Origin of the sequence: Lysinibacillus pakistanensis (assembly GCF_030123245.1) — a bacterium.
Lineage (GTDB): Bacteria > Bacillota > Bacilli > Bacillales_A > Planococcaceae > Lysinibacillus > Lysinibacillus pakistanensis.
This window is the reverse complement of record NZ_CP126101.1, coordinates 4,720,472-4,744,257: the sequence shown is the minus strand read 5'-3', so window position 1 is coordinate 4,744,257 and position 23,786 is coordinate 4,720,472. Positions and strand designations below refer to the sequence as shown.

Genomic DNA, 23,786 nt, shown 5'->3' with positions numbered 1-23,786 from the left:
TACAAATGAAAATGGGTAGTCTCTCTTTAACAGAGACTACCCATTTTCATTATCTAAATAAGTTCAATCAATCATCTTCATCATGAGTAGTAAACATGTAGGTACGATAGTGGAAGCGCATGCTAAAGACCAGACCGATAGCGAGGGCGTTCCCCATTAATGAACTACCGCCATAACTAATAAAAGGTAGAGGAATACCTGTTATCGGTAATAACTGAATCGTCATACCAATGTTTTCGAATACGTGGAACGTAATCATGGCAATAATACCAGCACATACATAGGTTGAAAACGGATCTTTTAATAATAATGTCGTTTTTGTTAAATGATAAATTAATAAGAAGAAAATACAGATAACAATACTAGCACCAACAAAACCCCATTCTTCGCCAATAACAGTGAATATGAAATCGGTATGGTTTTCGGCAACGTAAACTTCACGACCTCTGAAACCTTTACCAAAAATTTCACCAGAGCCAATAGCATTAAGGGAAGTAATTAAATGATAACCCTTACTTGAGGAATATGAATAGGGATCTAACCACGAATAGATTCGGGCAAACTGATACGTCTTAAAGCCGAATGTTTTCTCTAAAAAATCCTGCATATAGATCGCCATCCATAAAAGTGTACCACCAGCGACAGCTCCGCCAAAAAGGGTTGGCAAAATTATTTTCCAGGATATACCTGCTACAATAATAATCGCAGCTGTAATGGCAAAAAATACAAGGGCTGAACCAAGGTCAGGCTGTTGCATAATCAGTGCTAACGGAACTATCAATGTAACAGCAATTTTTGCTAATAATATAAAATCTGTTTTTAATGACCGCAATGAATAAAATTCATGATGCTTACTAATAAGACGGGCAAGTGCTAAAATGTAAAAAGTTTTCATAAATTCAGAGGGTTGTATATTTCCCATTGGAGTATGATACCAGCTTTTTGCACCGTTTACAGGCTCACCTATTTGTCCTTTTCCTTCAGGCATGAAAATAAGAAGTACTAACAGAGCGATACCTGCACCATACATATACCATGACATTTTTTTATATTGATCAGGCTCAAAAAACATAACTATACCAATTATTACTGCACCAATTACGTACCATTGTAGCTGTTTAGGAACATAGTTAATGCCATATTGCCCGGATGTTTGTGCCGATGCAATGGCTAGCAAACTAATGACCAGGAAGGTAAAAAGTATAAAAGCAAGCGTCCAATCAAAACGATTCGCGAAATTTCGTTTATTTTCCATACAAGCCACCTATTAAAATAGTATCTCTTTATGAGTAAATCTGGTTTTATCCTATTTACTAAATAAGAGTAGTTGAACATTCATGCAATAGCATGTTTAACATTCACATTATAACGCAAAAAACACTTTTACGCCTGTGAATATTGTTAAGACGATATATAACATAAAATGTTTCAAAAAATTCAAGATTAGTCTTATAATGTAGTGAAGAATGGGGTGATGATTGTGGCTAAAAAATTGAAGTCAGCCGAGGATTTTATGTTCCATATTTATGTTCATATGAATGATGTCGATAAATTTGTCATTTTTAGCGGTCTGAAATTCTCGCAATTTGTGGCTGCTCTTGAACCACTGCATCACTTACTGTTATTAAAACATTCCTATGAAGACGGTTCTTTTAATATGCATACACAGTTTGATTATATACCCGACGGAGAAGTATCCCAGTTTGTAAAAAAAGCTGCGGAGTCTAAGGAATTATGCTGGGTAGATTTTATGGATGAAAAGAGGCTAGACCAATTAACGCCGATGGAGCAAGGGGAATTGTTGTATATAAGTCATAAAAAGGAACCAATTACTTCGCCTTTTTTTAATAAATTACAAAATAGATTTGTTTACTACTCCTCTGACCTTGAAAAAATGACTAAAATTTATTTTCGTCATTTAAGTGATTGGGACTTACTAATGGCTAATGTATTTAACAGTTTAATTCGAGAAAAAGAACGAAGCTCAGGCTTTTGGCGAAGGAAAGTGAAATCAAGTATTCCTTCTATTTCTCCTGAATTTTTACGTGCCTATCGATCTTTTGCTAAAGATGGAGCACTATTGTCACTGTATAGAATTGAAAAACCAAAATTAGCCTATGGTATTGAAATTCGAAACCTATCGGAATATTCATTCCCAGATGAAGTGTGGGATGATTTAAATACAATTTTGAAAAATGAGCACGATGAATTGATTTATATTATTTAACGATTCTTTCTACACGTAGGAATGAATAAAACACTTAAATCTCACCGTCAAAAATACGGTGAGATTTTTATGTCATTTGTCAAGACGTTTCATGATAAACTAATAGTACTCAAGAAGTATGTGGAGGGCACAAAGATGAAAAAAAGAATCGGTTTATTATACGGCGGAAAGTCAGCAGAGCATGAGGTGTCATTGTCGACGGCACGTGCAGTCACTGGAGCTTTGAATTTCGAGGAGTATGAAGTATATCCGATTTTCATTACACCTGAGGGAGAATGGCGTCGAGGTGGACGTCTAGAAAAACCCGCAAGTACAATTGAAGAACTACAATTTGGTGACGAAGCCACGATTCTAGAAAATAATATTACAGATTTCTTAATGGATAAAAACGGGGAAGCTACACAGTTTGATGTTATTTTTCCGCTGTTACATGGTACAAATGGGGAGGATGGAACAGTCCAGGGATTACTTGAAGTTCTGAATTTACCGTATGTTGGTAATGGCGTGCTAGCATCATCAGCAGGCATGGATAAAGTAATCATGAAGCAATTATTTGAAATTGCTGGCTTACCTCAAGTGCCGTATACGTACTTCATTCGTAGCGAATGGGTGAACGAAAAGCATACGATTTTAGCTCGCTGTGAAGAACAATTGAATTGGCCAATGTTTGTAAAACCTGCAAACCTAGGTTCAAGTGTCGGAATTAGCAAAGCAAATAATCGTGAAGAACTGGTAACTGCAATTGACATAGCCCTGCAATATGATCGTAAAATTGTCGTTGAACAAGGAGTTGCAGCCCGGGAAATTGAACTAGCAGTCCTTGGAAACGACTTCCCAGAAGTTTCTGTACCTGGAGAAATTAAACCTATGACTGATTTTTATGATTACGATTCAAAATATAAAGATGGCTCAACAGCTCTTATTATTCCAGCAGAGCTACCTGCTGAAACAGTAACAAGCTTACAGGAGCTAGCAAAGCGTGCATTTAAAGCAATAGATGGAAGCGGGTTAGTTCGTGCGGATTTCTTTGTGACAGCTGAGAACAATATTTATATGAATGAAGTAAATACAATGCCTGGTTTTACGCCTGTGAGTATGTATCCGCTACTTTGGCAACATACAAATGTAAGCTATCCAGTGCTTATTGATCGTCTCATTACACTAGCAATCGAACGTTATGAAGAAAAACAACAGCTTCACTATAAAAAAGACTGAGTGGGATTATTGTGAAAAAAACATTAAAACAATTAGCTGCATGGTTAAATGATGAGGTGCCAGCTTTTGGTGATACAGAAGTAACAGGTATTTCAATTGATACAAGAACGATTCAGCAGGGAGATTTATTCGTGCCATTTCGAGGTGAACAGACTAATGGCCATAAATTTGTTATGCAGGCCTTTGAAAAGGGGGCTGGTGCCTCCCTTTGGCAGAAAGATGAACCAAATCCACCTCAAGATGTACCATTGCTATTTGTAGATGACCCAGAGCTAGCCTTACAGCAAATGGCACATGCTTATAGAAGTGAGCATAAGGCGAAATTTATTGGGATTACTGGTTCGAATGGTAAAACGTCAACGAAAGATATTTTAGCAGGAGTGCTTACACCGTTTTTTAAAGTACAAAAAACAATTGGAAATTTTAATAATCAGCTTGGTCTCCCGATTACAATTTTACAGCTTGATGAAGATACAGATGTTGCTGTGCTAGAAATGGGAATGAGTGGCTTTGGAGAAATCGAATTTTTAACGAAACTTGCTCGTCCACATATGACGGTAATTACAAACATTGGAGAAGCTCATATGCAAGACTTGGGTTCACGCGCAGGAATTGCAAAAGCAAAATTTGAAATCGTTCAAGGGATGTCAGCAAATGGCGTGCTATTTTATGATGGAGATGAACCTTTGCTTAAAGAATTAGTTGCAAAAGAGCAAAATCTTCATGCGGTGGCATTTGGTTTAATGCCAGGGAACCTATTATATGCAGAAAATATCGAAGCAACTACTAATGGCAGTAGCTTTACAGCACATGGAGTGATTGAAGGAAACTTCTTTATTTCAGTTCTTGGAAAGCATCAGGTGAAAAATACATTAGTAGCCATGTTAATTTCACAAAAATTAGGTTTAAACGATGACCAAATTCGTGCATCCTTAAAACAAGTGACCCTCACAGATATGCGCATGCAGCAAGTGCAGGGAACAAATGGAGCATTATTTATAAATGATGCCTATAATGCTGCTCCAACATCTGTAAAGGCAGCTATCCAGTTTATCGCATCTTCAACAATCCGTTCTGAAAAATGGCTTGTGTTAGGTGATATGCTGGAACTTGGGCCAAATGAAAAGGTTTTCCATGAGAATTTATCAGAGGATATTCAGGGTCAGGAAATTTCCTATGTTTGCTTGTTCGGTCCACGCATGGCTTATTTATATGATATTTTAAAAGAGCGTTTTGATGCGGAGCATTTATTATATGTTAAGGATGATTATGCCCCAATCATTGAAAAGCTACAGCAAGCTAACAAAGAGTCTATTGTTTTACTAAAGGGTTCTCGAGGAATGAAATTAGAAACAATATTAAAGGCTTTTACGTGATAAATGCTACATAGAATCGGTGAGACAACATTCTCACCGATTTCTTTATAGAGGTGAAAGAAATGTCAGTAGGTGTATTATGTATACACGGATTTTCAGGAGGTCCCTATGAAATAGAGCCTTTTACTGCCTATTTACGAGCTCATACAGATTGGCTCATTGAGGAGCCTACTTTATCAGGTCACGGTGAGGAATTACAGATGCAAGGCTTTACTGCTAAGCATTGGCTAATGGATGCTGAACTCGCCTTTCGAGCACTGGCTAAGAAGGTAAATGAGGTTCTAGTAGTTGGGTTTTCAATGGGAGGGATTATTGCGCTATATCTTGCTAAACGCTATAAGGTGAAAAAGCTTGTGTTACTAAGCGCAGCTGCCAAATATATAAGTCCCAAGCAATTGGTCAAGGATTTTAAAATGCTTGCGTCGGAGGCGTACCATCGCAATCTATCTAATAACGAGCTGTTTATGCGATATCGACATAAGTTTAACAATGTGCCTTTATCATCAACAATAGAATTTATGAGACTTGTTCGAATGGTTGAGCCATACTATAAAGATATTGATATTCCTGTCTATATTGTTCAAGGAATATTAGACGGAATAGTGCCTTATCATACAGCTCAATTCTTATATGATGAATTAATTTCAAACGATAAAACATTGTATTTTTCTGATAATGGTAAGCACCATATATGTTTCGACAAGGATTGTACTAAGTGGTTTTCTCAAGTTTTGACGTTTTTAAAGGGAAAATAAAATAGTCAGATTATTACGACTCATGCGTTATCGTTGCATACGATTTAAAGCCATGTTAGACTAGTGTAAGCAATGGATACATTTTGTGCGAAGACTCTTCATATTTGGTTGAAGAGTACTTTTTTTTGAACACAACGGTTTTATTCTAAAGTGATTATTACGACAGAATCGAACCGCTCGGTAAGGACCGGGCTTTCCTTTTCATATAAGAGAGCTCTATATGAACATTATATAGAGGAAATTTTTAAGTAACGGAAACGTTCCACATAACAGGCTCGAATTTGCCGACAACTTCATCTGAAAATGTAACCATTTGTCAACTTAAAAGCAAAAAAAGGAGAATGAGAAGTTTGACAAATTTTTCAGAATTAAATATTAGTGAATCTACATTACGCTCTGTAAAGCGTATGGGATTTGAAGAAGCAACACCAATCCAAGAAGGTACTATTCGTTTTGCTATCGAAGGCCGCGACGTATTAGGTCAAGCACAAACTGGTACTGGTAAAACTGCCGCTTTCGGGATTCCACTTATCGAAAAAATTGACCCAAAAAATCCAAATATCCAAGCATTAGTAATTGCTCCAACTCGTGAATTAGCAATTCAAGTATCAGAAGAGCTTTATAAAATTGGTTATGATAAACGTGTAAAATTATTATCAGTTTACGGTGGGCAAGAAATTGGCCGTCAAATTCGTGCACTGAAAAATAGACCTCAAATCATTGTTGGTACACCAGGACGTATTATTGATCATATTAATCGTCGTACGTTAAAATTAGAAGATGTGCAAACATTAGTACTAGATGAAGCAGATGAAATGTTAAACATGGGCTTTATAGATGATATTAATTCAATTTTAGAAAACGTGCCGACTGAGCGTCAAACATTACTGTTCTCAGCAACAATGCCACCAGCTATTCGCAAAATTGCTGAAACATTCATGCGTGATCCAGAAATCGTAAAAATTAAAGCAAAAGAATTAACAGTTGATAATATTGATCAATATTTTGTGAAGTCTGCTGAACGCGAAAAGTTCGACATTTTATCTCGCTTATTAAACGTTCACCAACCAGAGCTTGCTATCATCTTTGGACGTACAAAACGTCGCGTGGATGAGCTTGCACAGGCCCTATCAATTCGCGGATACTTAGCAGAAGGTATTCATGGTGATTTAAGCCAAGCAAAACGTATTTCAGTATTACGTCAATTTAAAGAAAATAAAATTGATATTCTTGTTGCCACAGATGTAGCTGCACGTGGACTTGATATTTCTGGTGTAACACATGTTTATAATTTTGACATTCCACAAGATCCTGAATCATATGTTCACCGTATTGGTCGTACAGGGCGCGCAGGTAAATCAGGTCTTGCAGTAACATTTGTAACACCTCGTGAAATGGGTTATTTACGTATTGTTGAGGAAACAACGAAAAAACGTATGACACCACTTCGTCCACCAACTTCTGATGAAGCTCTTGAAGGTCAACAACGGTTAGCTGTAGAGACGCTAGAAGGTCTTATCGCGAATAATAATCTAGGTGATTATCGTACATTTGCAGCAGAATTACTTGAAAATCATGATGCGCTTGATGTTGTTGCTGCTGCTCTTCGTACATTAACAAAAGAGCCAGATGATACACCAGTAACTATTACGGAAGAACGACCATTACCAATGCGTCGTGAGCGTTCTTCTAACAATCGTGGCGGAGATCGTGGACGTAATAACCGTAGCTTTAACGGACGTCGAGATAGTGGACGTAGCGGAGACCGACGTGGCGGAAGTCGTCGAGATGGCGGACGCCGTGAAGGTGGTGCTCGTCGTGAGGGTGGACAAGGGCGCTCTCGTGCACCACGACGTCACGAAGATTAATTTTTATCTTCATTCAGCAGACTCCCACCTCAACAGAGTGGGGTACAATTCAAAATCTGGACGCATTTACGCCAGGGTAAAATTGATTATTACGAACCTTACAGTCAAAGTGGCTGTAAGGTTTTTTTCGTATATTTTGAAACAAAAGGAGCATTCAACTCGTATACGTAATTAAAGAAAGTGAGGGAACAACTTTGAGAGCAGAACCAATTCATAAAATTTCCCGAAAAGGGTTAACTGTGTGGCGTTTATATGGTGTATTACAAACAATATTGCTATTGATTGTGGCAGTAATTGTTTCCTACTGCACGTATTATTTTGAGTGGCCATCATTTATTTATTTCATTGCTGTAGCAGTAGTTTTACTGAGTGCTATTTTATCAGTTTACTTATTTCCAAAAATAAGGTGGGAACGCTGGCGTTATGAGGTCCGTGAGAATGAAATTGAAGTACAACACGGTTTATTTGTTGTTAAACGTACACTTATTCCAATGGTGCGTGTACAGCATGTAGATACAACACAAGGGCCAATTTTAAAAAGATATGATTTAGGTAATATTTCAATATCAACAGCAGCAACTGTACATACGATTCCTGCGCTTGTGATGGATGAAGCTGATGGACTTCGTGCACGAATTTCGGAATTAGCAAGGGTGGCGGAAGATGATGTCTAAGGAAATTAATCGTTTACATCCAATATCAGCTATTATAACGAGTGCAAAAGTATTAAAAAGCATGATTTTACCTGTTGCTATTATTTTTGTTACGAATGGTTTTAAATTTTCGTTTAATTTTACTAGCGATCATTTTTTAAAAACACTGTTATTGCTCGGTATTTGGGTAGTAGTAGCTGTACTTGCGGTTGTTAGTGGGATTATTAGATGGCGTACTTTTGTCTATTGGTTTGAAGAGGGTGAATTACGTGTAAAGTATGGCCTGTTTGTTAAAAAGAAGCGTTATATTCCATTTGAACGTATTCAAAGCTTAAATTACAATGAAGGAATTTTTCACAGGTTATTTGGTTTAGTAAAGGTACAGATTGAAACTGCAGGGAGTAAGGATGGAAAGCCTGAGGCAGAGTTAACGGCAATACGTAAAGCAGCAGCTGATGCAATAGAGCTGGAAATGCGTCGAGCAAAAAAACAAATAGCGGAAGAAACTGAAGATGAACAGCCTGCTCAAATGACAGAGGAAGAAGTAGTTCCACAGATTTATCATATGTCAATCCGTGATTTATTAGTCTTGGCAACGACCTCGGGTGGAATTGGCGTCGTACTGTCTGGTCTTGCAGCAATTGTCTCTCAGTTTTCAGATATAATTCCTTATGAAACTGTGTTTCATGAGTTAGCTGACTTTGTTAAAATTGGAGCCTTTTTAGTTGCACTAACAGTAATGTTCATCTTAATCGTTGCATGGTTTGTTTCTGTAGTAATTACATTAATTAACTACTATGAGTACACAGTTAGAATTGAAGATGAAAAGTTAATCATTACAAAAGGGTTACTTGAGAAAAAACGAATTACTTTACCCTTAAATCGAATTCAGGCAATTCGTATTGTAGAGAATCCAGTACGTCAATTATTTGGATTTGCAACAGTGGTTGTTGAAAGTGCTGGAGGAAATGGTGAGAGTGGAAAAGATAAGAAGATTACTTTATTTCCACTTATAAAAAAACAGGATTGTCTAGAAACGTTAGAGCAACTTTTCCCAGAAATGAACTGGCATCCAGAATTTATTCATTCTCCAAAACGTGCTCGTCCATTTTTCTATCGTATCGATTTTATTTGGCTCATCCCTATAATTGGTGCATGTAGTTATTTCTTGTATCCGTATGGTTTGCTTTCACTGCTGCTGGTTCCACTTACAATACTTCTGGGTATTTGGCAGCATAAAACAGCTGGTTATATGATTGATGGAAAGCAGCTTACAATGCAATACCGAGTATTTAATCGTATTACATTTTTTATGGAGAAAAAACGCATACAATCTATTGAAAGTACTCAAACGTATTTCCAAAAAAGAAAAAATGTTATGTCTATTAAAGCTACAGTAATGTCTGGAATGACTGGAATGACTGGAAACGTTCCGAGCTTAGAACAGAAGGATGCTGAAACCATCTTATCTTGGTATGAGCATTAATCATATGGAAGGCTAACCATTTACAATTTTTTGTAATGGTTAGCCTTTTTTAGCTATAAATAAACAATAATAATTTATATAATAGAATATATCTAACAAAAGGGGTGGATTTTTTGTTTAAATATGATATTAACGAAAACACGTATTTGAAATTGTTGGATTTAAACGATGTAGATGAGTTATTTACATTGACAGATCGGTCTAGGGAAACTTTGCGAGAGTGGTTACCTTTCGTAGATGATGTGAGAACGGTAGAGGATACAGAAAAATTCGTAAGAAATGCGATGCACCAATATGCTAATAATAATGGTATACAAGCAGGGATTTATTATGAGGGGAAGCTTGCAGGAGTAATTGGCTATCATCAAGTGAATTGGCAACATAGATGGACGAGTATCGGTTATTGGTTAGGAAACGATTTTGTTGGTAAGGGGTTAGTTACTAATTCAATGAAAGCTTTTATTGATTATGCTTTTAGCTATTTAAAGTTAAATCGTATAGAAGTACGTGTTGCTGTAGGGAATATTCGAAGCCGTACAATACCAAAAGTGCTTGGTTTTAACGAGGAAGGTCGTTTGAGAGACGCTGAATGGTTATATGATCATCATGTCGATCAGGTAGTCTACGGATTAACGGCAGCTGAATGGAAAAAACTAAAATCAACGAACGAGAATACTATCGTTTTATAAAATAAAAATTTGGTCGTTATAATAAAAGATAAAGTAAGAGGAGCATCCGTTTTCCTAAGGATCCTCCTCTTTGTGCCTGCTATTTACCTGCCATTTTTTGTTTACGCCAGCTTAAAATTCTTTTGGGGTGTAAATAAATCAACCCAAGAATGAATCCAGTTACTAAGCCACCTAAATGCGCATAGACATTCACATTTGGCTGTATAAAAGTCATAATGACACTGATTACAATGATTGGTAAGATTAGCTTGCGAAGCATAGGCATTGTGCGGCGTGTATAATAAACAAGCGCCCCAAAAGCACCAAAAATGCCAAAAATAGCCCCACTTGCACCGAGACTACCATAGCCACTATCATTATTAAGTAGATAGGTCGCCATGTTTCCTACAATGCCGGATAATAAATAAATAGTTATAAAACGTGCCTTACCTGCAATTTTTTCAAGCTCTGGCCCGAAAATATACAATGAAAACATATTAAAGAGCATGTGTAAGAAGCCGGCATGTAAAAACATTGCAGATAAAATACGCCACCATTCACCGTTCTGGATTAGGAAATTCAGTTGGATTCCGTAATTCAATACAAGTACCCCAACACCAGGTAAAATAGTTAATACATAAAAAATTAAATTAATCGCTATAAACGTAGAAACAACAGGGTAATACTTTGTATATTGCTTAAAATTTTCTGTTCTACTAAACATGGCTCCACCTCAATTTACAATTATTATACATGGCTTTTTGGTAATAGGAAAAGGAGAAGTTCAAATGATTAAAGGAATTGGTCTCGATATTGTAGAAATTGAACGTATTGCTAAAGCATTGACGCGAACAAATAAATTTAAAGATCGGATTTTATCTGAAAAGGAAAGAGGTTTATTCGAGGCACATTCAGAAACTCGTAGAATAGAATTTTTAGCTGGGCGATTTGCTGCTAAAGAGGCATTTTCCAAGGCTTTAGGAACGGGTATTGGGGAGCAATGCAAGCTCCATGATATTGAAATTTTAAGAGGAGAAGCTGGGAATCCTGTTTTATATTTTAAAGGAAGACTTGTAAATGGGTTTGTTAGTATCACACATACTAAGCAATACGCGGCAGCGCAGGTCATATTGCTGCTGTAAGTAATAGTGAATATCGTGCTGCCATAAAAAAAGATGCTCTACCTTCTGTAAAATTCTTTGAACATTAAAGATTAATTTCGCCTTGGTGTTATTGTAGCTATGCTTTCGATACAAAAAAACATTTGCTGAATGAAGATAAATATATTGCCTGCTCTTCAGATGACATAACTGACAAATAAGGTTCATATATTGTCGTAGTGGATTTGAAAGAAGAAAGGGTGAAAGCGTGGGCAACCGTATAGTTAAATGGCTCGTCTTAATTTGTACAATATTACTTCTGTCGGCGTGTGGTACAGCCTCACAGGAAAAAGTGTTGAAGAAGGTTAATGGTAAATGGGCAGAGACAAATGGTTATGAGTTAAATGCCTCGATGGAGATTAAATCGGGTGGAGAGCCAAGAAAATATGATGTAACAGTTTGGCATACTAAACCTGACTTTTATCGAGTAGAAGTAGTAGAAAGTGGGAAAGATGTTTCGCAGATGATAGTACGAAATGCAGATGGAGTGTTTGTAGTTACACCGACATTGAACAAAATGTATAAGTTCCAAAGTGACTGGCCAAAGAAAAACAGTCAGGCATATTTAATAGGTGCTCTAGCAGAAGATTTAGCTGAAGATAAAAATGTTGTCATGAAAGAGCAAGAAAAAGCATATATATTTGAAGCGGCTACTAGAAATAGCTATAAAAATAGTATGCCTCATCAGGTGATTACAGTAAATAAGAAAACATTGCTTCCAACTTCCGTGGTCATTATGAATGATGTAAAGGAAGAACAAATTCGTATAACATTTAAAAATATCAAATTAGGTGTTCAGCATGCAGCCAAGGAATATGCAGTTGAGCAATTTACGGAAACAGATCAAACAAAAGGTGAACAAGCTGCTCCTACAGAAAAGGATGACAAAGGCGAAAAAGATGGTAAAGAAGCAGTAGGTGCTGAAGTTGAAAATAAAGAGTTTCAAACAAATTACCCTGTTGTTAATTGGGAAAATACGAAGATGACGGAAGAAAAGGTAATTCGTGAGAACGGTATGGATCGTGTCATCTTAACATTCGAGGGTGACAAGCCATTTACAGTTATGCAACAACCAGCGACCAAAGAGAGTGCGATGCTACCAGTATCTTCACCAGGTGATCCGGTAGATTTAGGCTTTACAATCGGTGCAATAACAGATACATCTATTAGTTGGGAAAAGGATGGGGTTGCATTCTTTGTTGCATCAAGTAAATTATCTCGTGATGAAATGATAGAAGTTGCTACTTCTATGACGATAAGTAGTATGAAATAACTTTTGTAGCTACAGCTTTCAAATCACTGAAAGCTGTAGCTTATTAAGCTAAATAGTGATTAAACACTGTTTAGAAAGTGTTAAGTTGTATAATATATTCTAGAAGTTATAAAAGCGAGTTAAGTACAATAACTTTCAATTTGAAAGAATTAAATGAATTTATGGCAATACATAATGTTTTAATAAAAAATAAAGAGGGTATCCTAATGATGACACAGCAGCATTTTAGACCAACAAAAGCAATTATAGACTTACAAGCAATCCAACAAAACGTACAAAATTTGAAAAAACTACTTCGACCAAATGTTCAAATTATTGCTGTAGTAAAAGCCAATGCATATGGTCATGGAGATGTAGCTGTTGCTAAAGCAGCCTTAGAAGCTGGCGCTACTATCCTTGCCGTAGCAACACCCGACGAAGCATTACATATTCGAGCACATTTTGAAGAACCTGACATACTAGTTTTGGGTGCATCTCCAGTTTCGTTTGTACCTTTTGCAGCTCAAAAGCGCATTATTCTTACGGTATTTGCAAGTGAATGGGTCCAGCAGGCTGCTCCGTTAATAGCGCACGAAGCAGACCCGTTACGACTACATATAAAAGTAGATAGTGGAATGGGGAGAATCGGCGTTCGCTCTGAACAAGAGCTTTTGGAGCTTTCTGACATAATTCAAACAGCAAATAATATGAAACTTGATGGGATATTCACGCATTTTGCAACAGCAGATGAGGAGGATACATCCTACTTCGATAGACAAGCTCATTTCTTTGAGCAATGCCTTTCTGCTTTGCCTGAGAAACCTAGACTTGTCCATGCCTCAAATACGGCTACTTCTTTAGTTAAAGGCGCTCATTTCCAATATGACGCTGTCAGATATGGTATTTCAATGTATGGATTATCACCGTCGTCATATGTGGAAGGTATTCTACCTTTCCAATTACAGCCTGCGTTTACACTTGAAAGTGAGCTTGTCCATGTGAAGCAATTACAAGCAGGAGATTCTATTGGCTATGGAGCTACGTATGCTGCCCCTTCAGATTTGTGGATAGGAACCATACCAATAGGCTATGCAGATGGGGCAATTCGTAAACTAGGCGGTCAAGAAGTATTAATTGATGGTCAAAGAATGCCGATAGTTGGACGAATTTGTATGGACCAATGTATGGTTGCCTTACCAAAAGCATATGCTATAGGGGAGAAGGTAACACTTATTGGTCGTCAAGGGAAAGATGTCATTTCAATAGATGAATGGGCTGTTAAACTTGAAACCATTAATTACGAAGTACCATGCATAATTACAGCAAGAGTACCACGAGTATACGTTTAGTTGATTTTAAGCAGGCACAATGAAAAAAACTTTCTTTCATATATTGGTGAATAATTAACACTGGAGAAAATATCACCAAAAATTTAATTTACTGATCGTTGCTAATAAGGTAAATCGGCATATACCTTCGACAACCTACATATTTTTACAACTTGTCCTTCAAATTGTCAGATATTTTGTCATTTCATGTCTTTTCAACAATATCTTTCAATGATAGAATGAGTAGTAATGAAAAAGTGGATGGTTCCGTTGGAGGTGCTTGCTGTGTACGAGAAAAAGTTAAGAGAAGCTACAATTGCTGTTCAGGATAGACTATTTCTACAAACAAAGGAAGTAATTGAAGGTGAATCGTTTGCGCGTATTTTGTCGCGCAATATTTTAATGCAGGAGCAACCAAATCAAATACGGGAAGCTATGATGAAAGGATATGTTGAAATGTCTCATATAAATCTGATGATTGCAAGTGAATGCTTGCATGCGGAATATGAAGCACAACATATGGTGGAGCGTCTCGTTAGCGGGGGATGACACTTTGAATGTAAAACGTGGTGACGTTTTTTTTGCAGATTTATCGCCGGTAATTGGGTCCGAGCAAGGAGGGACTAGACCGGTGCTGATTATTCAAAATGATATTGGCAATCGATTTAGTCCGACTGTCATCATCGCAGCCATAACTGCACAGATTCAGAAAGCAAAGTTACCGACTCATGTTGAAATCAATGCTGAAAAGTATGGTTTTGAACGTGACTCGGTTATTCTGCTCGAGCAAGTGCGAACAATCGATAAGTCAAGATTGACAGATCGTATTACGCAGCTTGATCATGCAGTGATGGAGAAGGTTGATGGTGCACTGATGATTAGTTTAGGGCTTGTCAAATTTTGATATACATATATGTATAGAGGCATCGAGATGATTTTTCATCTCGATGCTTTTTTGAATTAAACTCTCAAATACTTCATTTCCATAAATTGAATTTGGTATTTGAAAATGGTATTAATAGATTTAAGGGGAAAATAAGTTATTATTCAAAATAGATTTTTGAAAAAATTATAGAAAGGTTTATGAAAATATACATAGAATTTACCATTTATAAGATTTATGAAATGAGATTAAAACAAATAAAAATTCAGGTCGAATATAAGTGTACAGTATAACTCCGAAAGGAATTGGGGGGACAGCGGTGGCAATGAGGTCTTCGGTTGAAATTATTACTGAATGGGATATAGTTACAGCAAGACAACTGGGGCGCAATGAAGCAAAGGCACTTGGATTTGGCACTGTTGATCAGGCTAGAATAACTACAGCTATTAGTGAATTGGCTCGAAATATATACTTATATGCAAATGTTGGCTTCATTGAAATTGAAAAAATTGAAACGGACGCAGAAAAGAAAATAATTATTATTGCAACTGACCAAGGTCCGGGAATAAAAGATGTTCGAGAGGTGATGGAGGATGGTTACTCTACTTCTGGAGGGCTTGGAGCAGGTTTACCAGGCGTGAATCGTTTAATGGATACAATGACCATCCACTCAGTTATTGGAGAGGGTACTACCATCAGAGCTGAAAAATGGCTGCGATAGGATGTGGTAATGTTGGATCGATTAGAGTCACAGTATAAGAAAATTTTGTCAGATTACTTGACTGACCAAACAGAGAGAAATTTATATATTGCTCAAAACTTCACACGTCAGCTAATCCAAAAAAATGTTTCTCCAGAGGAAGTTGTAAGTATCCACAAAAACGCAGTTAGCAAAATATTACCTGATAGAATGAGAGAGGAACAATCAGCATATGATTTTCTAATTGAGGTAATGGTCCATTATGGCATGGCACATAGGGAGCACCAAAGCTTATTGCAAAAACAAGCTGAATATGAATTGGAAATGAAAATCGCTACAAACATTCAAAAAACACTACTCAAAACGGTTGTACCGCATTTAACTAGTGTTGACATAGGAATGGTATCAATTCCAATTCGCAAAATGAATGGGGATTATGTACATTTTTTACATGGTCGGGAGGATTATTTGAGTGTAGCGGTGACAGACGTGGTAGGAAAAGGGGTTCCGGCTGCTTTATGTATGTCTATGGTGAAATATGGTCTTGAAACATTAGAATATACGTATAAAGATCCTACATATGTGCTCGAAGTTATTAATCGAGTAATTGAAAAAGGCGTGGATGATAGTATGTTTGTTTCCATGTTTTACGGCTGTTTGGATCTACAAAAAAATACTTTTTCCTACGCTTCAGCAGGTCATGAGCCAGCGCTTCATTATTGTGCTAGACGAGATGAATTTTTTACTTTGGAGGCAAAAGGTCTATTATTGGGTGTACTGCCTGAAACAAAGTATATATATAAAGAAATTACTTTAGAGAAAAATGATATCATCCTGATGATGACAGATGGTGTTACTGAATTTAGATCACATGAAGAATTGAACTCACGAGAGATTATTACAGCATTGATTGCAGAGAATAAGCATTTGACAGCCCAAGAGCTATGTAATCTTCTTTATAAACAAATTGAGGAGCTACAGGATTTTAAACTATCGGATGATTTTACAGTTGTTATTTTAAAAAAATAGGATGTAGAAGGTTTAATTTTTTTCATAAGTGGGAAATGAAGTACAGTCTAACAAATATGGTGGAGGTGTGCTATATGGACGTGGCAATACATTTTAAAGAAATTGATTATAAATTATATGGATTCGTAGAGGGTGAAATAGATACCTTTACTGCTTCAGTTCTACGTGAGGAGCTAGAGGCTATAAAAATTACTGAAGGGTTAGAAATAGAACTTAATTTATCAAAAGTAAATTATATGGATAGTACAGGTTTGGGTATTTTTGTAGCTTTTTATAAAAAAGCATTACGTGAAAATGGAAAAGTAAAACTTGTTGGTTTATCGAATAGATTACAACGGCTATTTGAAATTACTGGATTAAGCGATTTAATGGATATCGAAACTGATAAAAAGGTGGAATTAAGATAATGAAGGAATTTGATTATATTGAAATAAGGGTTCCTGCAAAACCGCAATTTGTCAGTGTAATTCGGTTAACGGTTTCTGGCTTAGCTAGTCGAGTTGGCTTTAATTATGATGATATCGAGGATTTAAAAATCGCAGCAAGTGAAGCAGTTACAAACGTAGTACATCATGCATATAAGGATGATGAAGAAGGTGAAATCGTTATTGGATGTGCCTTGTATGAAAATAAACTCGAAATGATGGTTGCGGACTATGGAAATAGTTTTAATTTTGAAGAGATTAAGTCAAAAATTGGGCCATATCATCCTGGAGATTGTATAGCTGGTTTACGTGAAGGTGGTTTGGGACTCTATTTAATGGAAACTTTGATGGATGAGGTGATGATTAATAACGATGGTGGCGTAACTGTCTTTATGACAAAGTATGTCACTAGGGAGCAGGTGGAAAAAAATGTCGAAAGAATCACTACATAAATCTTCGTCCAATGAAGATGTATTAGAGTGGATTGCATTGTACCAATCAACTGAGGATGATGAAGCGCAAACAAATTTAGTGATTCATTATCGATATTTAGTTGAATCCATAGCACGCAAGTATTCGAATGGAAAATCTTATTATGATGATATTGTTCAAGTAGGTATGCTAGGATTACTTGGTGCAATTAGACGTTTTGATCCCAATGTTGGTAGAAGTTTTGAGGCATTTGCTGTACCAACGATTGTTGGAGAGATTAAACGTTTTTTACGCGATAAAACATGGGACGTTCATGTACCAAGACGTATAAAAGAGCTGGGACCGCGAATTAAAACAACAGTGGAAGCGCTGACCATTGAGTTGCAGCGTTCTCCATCTATTAAAGAAATTGCAGATCAATTAGAAGTGGAAGAGGAAGAAGTTCTTGAGGCTATGGAGATGAGTCGTAGTTATCAAGCTCTTTCTATGGATCATTCAATAGAGTCAGATTCAGACGGAAGTACAGTAACCTTGTTTGATATAATGGGTAAAGTAGATGATGGCTATGAAATAACCAATAAAAGATTAATTGTTTCTGAGGCCATGAACGTTTTAAATGATAGGGAAAAACAAATCATTCAGCTTACATATTTAGAGCAACTTAGTCAAAAAGAAGCTGGAGAACTATTAGGAATTTCTCAAATGCATGTATCTCGAATACAAAGAAAAGCAATAAAGAAATTACAGGAGGTTATCTTAGCAAGTGGCAGCGTTTCGCTCTAAACGTTTAGGTAAAGGCATTTTTGCTAAAATTACAAAGGTTATAATGTCAGTGTCATTGAAATAGTTTACTCTATGTTTAGAGTAGACTATTTTTTTGCATTTTTAGTAAAGTGTAATGGTAAAATGAAAAGAAAAAAGGTAGTGATGAAGTGGATCAAAATCAATTGTTACAGCTTATTGCAAAGGATGTTGCAATCAAGCCAGGCCAGGCAGAGGCTGTTATTAAATTATTAGAAGAGGGAAATACCGTACCGTTCATAGCACGCTATCGAAAAGAAGCTACTGGGTCCCTTGATGAGGTGCAAATTAAAGCTGTAGAGGAGCGTTATCACTACATACAGCAGCTTGAACATCGCAAAGAAGAGGTTATTCGATTAATTCAAGAACAAAATAAGTTAACACCGGAATTAGAACAAGCTATCCAAGCAGCAATTGTTTTACAGCGGGTAGAAGATCTATATCGACCGTATAAACAAAAGCGTCGTACAAAGGCGACAATTGCGAAAGAAAAAGGACTAGAACCTCTTGCGGATCTTTTATTAGAATATCGCTCTGATACATTAGCGCAATTAACTGTCCAATTCATAGATGGGGAAACTGTTACAAACACAGAGGATGCATTGGCTGGTGCAAGAGATATTTTAGCCGAGCGTTTTGCTGATGACGCAGCAATTCGTGAGAAAATACGTGCGTATTCATGGAAAGACGGTCTACTCGTGACTAGTGTGAAAAATGCGGAGGCAGATGATAAAAACGTTTTTGAAATGTACTATGAATATGAAGAACCTGTAAATCGAATTGTTCCTCATCGTATTTTAGCGGTAAACCGAGGAGAGAAAGAAGAAGTTTTAAAGGTAGCCATAAATGTTCCAGTAGAGCGTGTATTAATGATTATGTGGAAAGAGTGGATTCCGGCAACTGGTTCTTCTCCAGCAATCGCTGAGGTAAAGCTTGCGATTGAGGATTCTTATAAACGCTTAATCCAGCCTTCGATTGAAAGAGAATTACGAAATGAGCTTACTGAAAAGGCTGAAGCGCAGGCTATTCATATCTTCTCGGAAAACTTGCGCAATCTGCTTTTACAACCACCTATGAAAGGGAAATATGTATTAGGCGTTGACCCTGCATATCGTACCGGCTGTAAGCTAGCAGTTGTTGATGAAACAGGGAAAATGTTAGAGGTTACAGCCATTTATCCTCACCCTCCTAAGCCTGACGTAGCAAAATCTAAGGCCGTTGTAAAGGAATTATTAGCAAAATACCCAATTCAAATAATTGCTATTGGTAATGGGACTGCCTCACGTGAAACAGAACAATTTATTGCTGATGTTATAAACGAGCTTGATACCGAAATAGCCTATGTAATTGTCAATGAAGCGGGTGCATCTGTTTATTCTGCATCAGAGATTGCACGGGCAGAGTTCCCAGATTTACAGGTAGAGCAGCGCAGTGCTGTTTCTATTGCACGTCGTCTACAAGATCCTTTGTCAGAGTTAGTAAAAATTGAGCCTAAGGCGGTTGGGGTAGGTCAGTACCAGCACGATGTATCACAAAAGAAATTGACTGAATCCTTAACATTTATCGTAGAGACAGCCGTTAACCAAGTTGGTGTAGACGTTAATACTGCCTCAGCCTCTTTATTACAACATGTTTCTGGGTTATCAAAAACTGTTGCAGAGAATATTGTGAAGATGCGAGAGGAAAACGGGCAGTTCACCACACGTACTCAATTAAAGAAAATTCCGCGACTTGGGGCAAAAACATACGAACAAGCAATTGGTTTCTTACGAATACCTGAAGCAAAAAATCCGTTTGATGCAACGGGTATTCACCCTGAAAGCTATAGTTTGGCTGAGCAAATATTAGAGGTTGCAGAAATAAATAAAAATGAGCTTGGTACACAGAAGGCAGAAGAGGCAATTGCTAACCTAGATGTTCAAAATTTAAGTGAGGTACTTGATATTGGGGTGGTTACAATTCGTGATATAGTCGATACATTAATGAAGCCAAGCCGTGACCCGCGTGATGCATTCCCACAGCCACTATTAAAAACAGATGTATTAAAGATGGAAGATTTACAAGTTGGCATGGAACTACAAGGGACAGTCAGAAATGTTGTTGATTTCGGAGCTTTTATTGATATTGGTGTGAAGCAGGATGGGCTTGTGCACATTTCTAAATTACAAAAAAAGCGTATTAAGCATCCTCTAGAAGTAGTTGCGCTAGGAGATATTGTAACAGTTTGGGTAGAACAAATTGATGTGAAAAAAGGGCGCATTTCATTAACTATGCTGCCTCCTGAAAATCAAATAATGGAAATGTAATAAATTTAAACCACACTGTCTATACTAAGCAGTGTGGTATTCTTGTTGTTAGAGGTGATCTTGATATGAACAATGAGGAACTTCAAAAGCTTGTCAGTAGAATATCATTAGAAAGTTTCCAAAAGCCTTTCATGCATCTAGCATATTTTAATGCAAGGTTACGATCTACTGGTGGGCGTTATCTCTTACAATCACATAATATAGAAATTAATCCAAAAGCATATGAATTGTATGGTCTTGAGGAAGTAAAGGGTATCGTTCGTCACGAGCTTTGCCACTATCATTTACATTTAGAGGGTAAGGGTTATCAGCATCGAGATAAAGATTTTCGAGAATTATTAAAAAAAGTAAATGCTCCCCGGTTTTGCTCAACTCTTCAGACACCTAGTACTTTGCGAAAAAAGCAACGTCGACTCTATACATATTCGTGTGTTAAATGCCAACAGATATATGTAAGAAAGATTAGAATGAATGTCGAGAAATACTGCTGTAGCAAATGCTTAGGACGTTTAAAACTACAAGAATAAAAAAACTTTTAAAAAAGGGTTGACGTTTACTTGATGTATCACTATAATAGTAAAAGTCGACAAGATAACAACGACGAATTACATTGAATTATTCCGAAGTAGCTCAGTTGGTAGTAGCACCTGACTGTTAATCAGGTTGTCGCAGGTTCGAGTCCTGCCTTCGGAGCCATGGCCCCTTGGTCAAGTGGTTAAGACACCGCCCTTTCACGGCGGTAACACGGGTTCGAATCCCGTAGGGGTCATTTCATTCGTAATATTTCTTAAAATGTAGTAACATTGGTCCCGTGGTGTAGCGGTTAACATGCCTGCCTGTCACGCAGGAGATCGCCGGTTCGATCCCGGTCGGGACCGCCACTTATTGGGGTATAGCCAAGCGGTAAGGCAACGGATTTTGATTCCGTCATGCCTAGGTTCGAATCCTAGTACCCCAGCCATTCATTTCTTAATTAGAGCCATTAGCTCAGTTGGTAGAGCATCTGACTTTTAATCAGAGGGTCGAAGGTTCGAGTCCTTCATGGCTCATCTTTTTAAGAAAAAAAGGTTGATTTTTCGGATTATCATAGTATAATAAGAAAGTTCCTAATTGAATGCGGTCGTGGCGGAATGGCAGACGCGCTAGGTTGAGGGCCTAGTGGGGGCAACCCCGTGGAGGTTCAAGTCCTCTCGGCCGCACCAAGTCGATTTTGAAATATTAATATTTGCGCCCGTAGCTCAATTGGATAGAGCGTCTGACTACGGATCAGAAGGTTGTGGGTTCGACTCCTGCCGGGCGCGCCATTTTATAAAAAAACTTTAATATTTTGTGCGGGTGTAGTTTAATGGTAAAACCTCAGCCTTCCAAGCTGATGTCGTGAGTTCGATTCTCATCACCCGCTCCAAAAAAACTTTTAAAAAATTATTGACAATTACGCTCATGTGTAATATGATATAATAGTTGTCGCTTCGAAGTGACGTTATGAACCTTGAAAACTGAACAAGCAAAACGTAATCAATATAGTTTTTAGTAGCTAGCTTTTGCTAGTGAACAAAACAAAAATTTTGGACATCAAAATTGATGCCAGCAAAACAATTTGAGCTAATCAAATTTCTTTTATGGAGAGTTTGATCCTGGCTCAGGACGAACGCTGGCGGCGTGCCTAATACATGCAAGTCGAGCGAACAGAGAAGGAGCTTGCTCCTTTGACGTTAGCGGCGGACGGGTGAGTAACACGTGGGCAACCTACCCTATAGTTTGGGATAACTCCGGGAAACCGGGGCTAATACCGAATAATCTATGTCACCTCATGGTGACATACTGAAAGACGGTTTCGGCTGTCGCTATAGGATGGGCCCGCGGCGCATTAGCTAGTTGGTGAGGTAATGGCTCACCAAGGCGACGATGCGTAGCCGACCTGAGAGGGTGATCGGCCACACTGGGACTGAGACACGGCCCAGACTCCTACGGGAGGCAGCAGTAGGGAATCTTCCACAATGGGCGAAAGCCTGATGGAGCAACGCCGCGTGAGTGAAGAAGGTTTTCGGATCGTAAAACTCTGTTGTAAGGGAAGAACAAGTACAGTAGTAACTGGCTGTACCTTGACGGTACCTTATTAGAAAGCCACGGCTAACTACGTGCCAGCAGCCGCGGTAATACGTAGGTGGCAAGCGTTGTCCGGAATTATTGGGCGTAAAGCGCGCGCAGGCGGTCCTTTAAGTCTGATGTGAAAGCCCACGGCTCAACCGTGGAGGGTCATTGGAAACTGGGGGACTTGAGTGCAGAAGAGGAAAGTGGAATTCCAAGTGTAGCGGTGAAATGCGTAGAGATTTGGAGGAACACCAGTGGCGAAGGCGACTTTCTGGTCTGTAACTGACGCTGAGGCGCGAAAGCGTGGGGAGCAAACAGGATTAGATACCCTGGTAGTCCACGCCGTAAACGATGAGTGCTAAGTGTTAGGGGGTTTCCGCCCCTTAGTGCTGCAGCTAACGCATTAAGCACTCCGCCTGGGGAGTACGGTCGCAAGACTGAAACTCAAAGGAATTGACGGGGGCCCGCACAAGCGGTGGAGCATGTGGTTTAATTCGAAGCAACGCGAAGAACCTTACCAGGTCTTGACATCCCGTTGACCACTGTAGAGATATAGTTTCCCCTTCGGGGGCAACGGTGACAGGTGGTGCATGGTTGTCGTCAGCTCGTGTCGTGAGATGTTGGGTTAAGTCCCGCAACGAGCGCAACCCTTGATCTTAGTTGCCATCATTTAGTTGGGCACTCTAAGGTGACTGCCGGTGATAAACCGGAGGAAGGTGGGGATGACGTCAAATCATCATGCCCCTTATGACCTGGGCTACACACGTGCTACAATGGACGATACAAACGGTTGCCAACTCGCGAGAGGGAGCTAATCCGATAAAGTCGTTCTCAGTTCGGATTGTAGGCTGCAACTCGCCTACATGAAGCCGGAATCGCTAGTAATCGCGGATCAGCATGCCGCGGTGAATACGTTCCCGGGCCTTGTACACACCGCCCGTCACACCACGAGAGTTTGTAACACCCGAAGTCGGTGAGGTAACCTTTTGGAGCCAGCCGCCGAAGGTGGGATAGATGATTGGGGTGAAGTCGTAACAAGGTAGCCGTATCGGAAGGTGCGGCTGGATCACCTCCTTTCTAAGGATATTTTCGGAATACAAACCTTGGGTTTGTAAGATTACGTTTTGCGTT

Annotated in this window: 22 protein-coding genes, 8 tRNA genes and 1 rRNA gene; 29 read left to right on the top strand and 2 right to left on the bottom strand. The window is 38.3% G+C overall.

What is annotated here, in order from left to right; all coding sequences use genetic code 11:
* Positions 1-67: 67 nt before the first annotated feature.
* The gene (locus QNH24_RS23605) at positions 68-1,255 is read right to left on the bottom strand and encodes an FtsW/RodA/SpoVE family cell cycle protein (protein ID WP_283869805.1); all 1,188 of its coding nucleotides are present in this window, start codon (positions 1,253-1,255) and stop codon (positions 68-70) included.
* 219 nt (positions 1,256-1,474) lie between these two features.
* Between QNH24_RS23605 and QNH24_RS23600 the strand changes: the two genes are divergently transcribed.
* From QNH24_RS23600 to QNH24_RS23565, 8 genes are all read left to right on the top strand, one after another.
* On the top strand, positions 1,475-2,227 hold the full coding sequence (locus tag QNH24_RS23600; protein ID WP_283869804.1) for a hypothetical protein: 753 nt from the start codon (positions 1,475-1,477) through the stop codon (positions 2,225-2,227).
* A gap of 135 nt (positions 2,228-2,362) precedes the next feature.
* Entirely contained in the window at positions 2,363-3,442 is a 1,080-nt protein-coding gene (locus QNH24_RS23595; RefSeq protein WP_283869803.1) for a D-alanine--D-alanine ligase, read from the top strand.
* A gap of 11 nt (positions 3,443-3,453) precedes the next feature.
* Positions 3,454-4,818: a UDP-N-acetylmuramoyl-tripeptide--D-alanyl-D-alanine ligase gene (locus QNH24_RS23590; RefSeq protein WP_283869802.1), complete on the top strand. Its 1,365-nt coding sequence runs from the start codon at positions 3,454-3,456 to the stop codon at positions 4,816-4,818.
* A 62-nt stretch (positions 4,819-4,880) separates the two neighbouring features.
* Complete coding sequence (locus tag QNH24_RS23585) at positions 4,881-5,573, top strand: alpha/beta hydrolase (RefSeq protein WP_283869801.1); 693 nt, start codon at positions 4,881-4,883, stop codon at positions 5,571-5,573.
* A 350-nt stretch (positions 5,574-5,923) separates the two neighbouring features.
* Complete coding sequence (gene cshA / locus QNH24_RS23580) at positions 5,924-7,441, top strand: degradosome RNA helicase CshA (RefSeq protein ID WP_283869800.1); 1,518 nt, start codon at positions 5,924-5,926, stop codon at positions 7,439-7,441.
* Positions 7,442-7,635: 194 nt separating this feature from the next.
* The gene (locus QNH24_RS23575) at positions 7,636-8,115 is read left to right on the top strand and encodes a PH domain-containing protein (protein WP_054771013.1); all 480 of its coding nucleotides are present in this window, start codon (positions 7,636-7,638) and stop codon (positions 8,113-8,115) included.
* Positions 8,108-9,580, top strand: a complete 1,473-nt coding sequence (locus tag QNH24_RS23570) for a PH domain-containing protein (RefSeq protein WP_283872929.1) — start codon at positions 8,108-8,110, stop codon at positions 9,578-9,580. Before QNH24_RS23575 ends, QNH24_RS23570 begins: the two co-directional genes overlap by 8 nt.
* Positions 9,581-9,693: 113 nt before the next feature.
* The gene (locus tag QNH24_RS23565; RefSeq protein ID WP_283869799.1) at positions 9,694-10,269 is read left to right on the top strand and encodes a GNAT family N-acetyltransferase; all 576 of its coding nucleotides are present in this window, start codon (positions 9,694-9,696) and stop codon (positions 10,267-10,269) included.
* 79 nt (positions 10,270-10,348) lie between these two features.
* Here the strand turns inward: QNH24_RS23565 and QNH24_RS23560 are convergent, their stop codons facing one another.
* On the bottom strand, positions 10,349-10,972 hold the full coding sequence (locus QNH24_RS23560; protein ID WP_283869798.1) for a rhomboid family intramembrane serine protease: 624 nt from the start codon (positions 10,970-10,972) through the stop codon (positions 10,349-10,351).
* Positions 10,973-11,036: 64 nt separating this feature from the next.
* On the opposite strand from QNH24_RS23560, the gene acpS reads away from it, so the two are divergent.
* The 21 genes from acpS to QNH24_RS23455 all read left to right on the top strand — a co-directional run bounded on the left by acpS (position 11,037) and on the right by QNH24_RS23455 (position 23,732).
* Entirely contained in the window at positions 11,037-11,390 is a 354-nt protein-coding gene (acpS, locus tag QNH24_RS23555) for a holo-ACP synthase (protein ID WP_283869797.1), read from the top strand.
* A gap of 226 nt (positions 11,391-11,616) precedes the next feature.
* Positions 11,617-12,681 carry a LolA family protein gene (locus QNH24_RS23550; RefSeq protein ID WP_054771011.1) on the top strand — a complete coding sequence of 355 codons (1,065 nt, stop codon included), beginning with the start codon at positions 11,617-11,619 and terminating at the stop codon, positions 12,679-12,681.
* A gap of 206 nt (positions 12,682-12,887) precedes the next feature.
* Entirely contained in the window at positions 12,888-14,009 is a 1,122-nt protein-coding gene (alr, locus tag QNH24_RS23545) for an alanine racemase (protein WP_283869796.1), read from the top strand.
* Between the two features lie 240 nt (positions 14,010-14,249).
* The gene (locus QNH24_RS23540; protein ID WP_283872928.1) at positions 14,250-14,537 is read left to right on the top strand and encodes a hypothetical protein; all 288 of its coding nucleotides are present in this window, start codon (positions 14,250-14,252) and stop codon (positions 14,535-14,537) included.
* A 4-nt stretch (positions 14,538-14,541) separates the two neighbouring features.
* Positions 14,542-14,892: a type II toxin-antitoxin system PemK/MazF family toxin gene (locus QNH24_RS23535; RefSeq protein WP_004232054.1), complete on the top strand. Its 351-nt coding sequence runs from the start codon at positions 14,542-14,544 to the stop codon at positions 14,890-14,892.
* Positions 14,893-15,190: 298 nt separating this feature from the next.
* Positions 15,191-15,592 (top strand): anti-sigma regulatory factor, encoded by a 402-nt coding sequence (locus QNH24_RS23530; RefSeq protein ID WP_283869795.1) that lies wholly within the window; start codon positions 15,191-15,193, stop codon positions 15,590-15,592.
* A 9-nt stretch (positions 15,593-15,601) separates the two neighbouring features.
* Positions 15,602-16,600, top strand: coding sequence for a PP2C family protein-serine/threonine phosphatase (locus QNH24_RS23525; RefSeq protein ID WP_283869794.1), 999 nt, complete (start codon positions 15,602-15,604; stop codon positions 16,598-16,600).
* A gap of 74 nt (positions 16,601-16,674) precedes the next feature.
* Positions 16,675-17,007: an STAS domain-containing protein gene (locus QNH24_RS23520; RefSeq protein ID WP_283869793.1), complete on the top strand. Its 333-nt coding sequence runs from the start codon at positions 16,675-16,677 to the stop codon at positions 17,005-17,007.
* Entirely contained in the window at positions 17,007-17,477 is a 471-nt protein-coding gene (gene rsbW / locus QNH24_RS23515) for an anti-sigma B factor RsbW (protein ID WP_283869792.1), read from the top strand. The genes QNH24_RS23520 and rsbW overlap by 1 nt, the downstream gene beginning before the upstream one ends.
* Positions 17,455-18,240 carry an RNA polymerase sigma factor SigB gene (gene sigB / locus QNH24_RS23510; RefSeq protein WP_283869791.1) on the top strand — a complete coding sequence of 262 codons (786 nt, stop codon included), beginning with the start codon at positions 17,455-17,457 and terminating at the stop codon, positions 18,238-18,240. The genes rsbW and sigB overlap by 23 nt, the downstream gene beginning before the upstream one ends.
* Positions 18,241-18,389: 149 nt before the next feature.
* Entirely contained in the window at positions 18,390-20,564 is a 2,175-nt protein-coding gene (locus QNH24_RS23505) for a Tex family protein (RefSeq protein ID WP_283869790.1), read from the top strand.
* A 65-nt stretch (positions 20,565-20,629) separates the two neighbouring features.
* On the top strand, positions 20,630-21,091 hold the full coding sequence (locus tag QNH24_RS23500) for a SprT family protein (RefSeq protein ID WP_283869789.1): 462 nt from the start codon (positions 20,630-20,632) through the stop codon (positions 21,089-21,091).
* A 92-nt stretch (positions 21,092-21,183) separates the two neighbouring features.
* Positions 21,184-21,260: transfer RNA gene (locus tag QNH24_RS23495), tRNA-Asn, on the top strand.
* Between the two features lies 1 nt (position 21,261).
* Positions 21,262-21,333: transfer RNA gene (locus QNH24_RS23490), tRNA-Glu, on the top strand.
* A gap of 36 nt (positions 21,334-21,369) precedes the next feature.
* Positions 21,370-21,445, top strand: a tRNA-Asp gene (locus tag QNH24_RS23485).
* 5 nt (positions 21,446-21,450) lie between these two features.
* A tRNA-Gln gene (locus tag QNH24_RS23480) sits at positions 21,451-21,525 on the top strand.
* A 15-nt stretch (positions 21,526-21,540) separates the two neighbouring features.
* A tRNA-Lys gene (locus QNH24_RS23475) sits at positions 21,541-21,613 on the top strand.
* A 67-nt stretch (positions 21,614-21,680) separates the two neighbouring features.
* Positions 21,681-21,766, top strand: a tRNA-Leu gene (locus QNH24_RS23470).
* Between the two features lie 25 nt (positions 21,767-21,791).
* Positions 21,792-21,868: transfer RNA gene (locus QNH24_RS23465), tRNA-Arg, on the top strand.
* 27 nt (positions 21,869-21,895) lie between these two features.
* Positions 21,896-21,969: transfer RNA gene (locus tag QNH24_RS23460), tRNA-Gly, on the top strand.
* 211 nt (positions 21,970-22,180) lie between these two features.
* A 16S ribosomal RNA gene (locus tag QNH24_RS23455) occupies positions 22,181-23,732 on the top strand.
* Positions 23,733-23,786 lie beyond the last annotated feature (54 nt).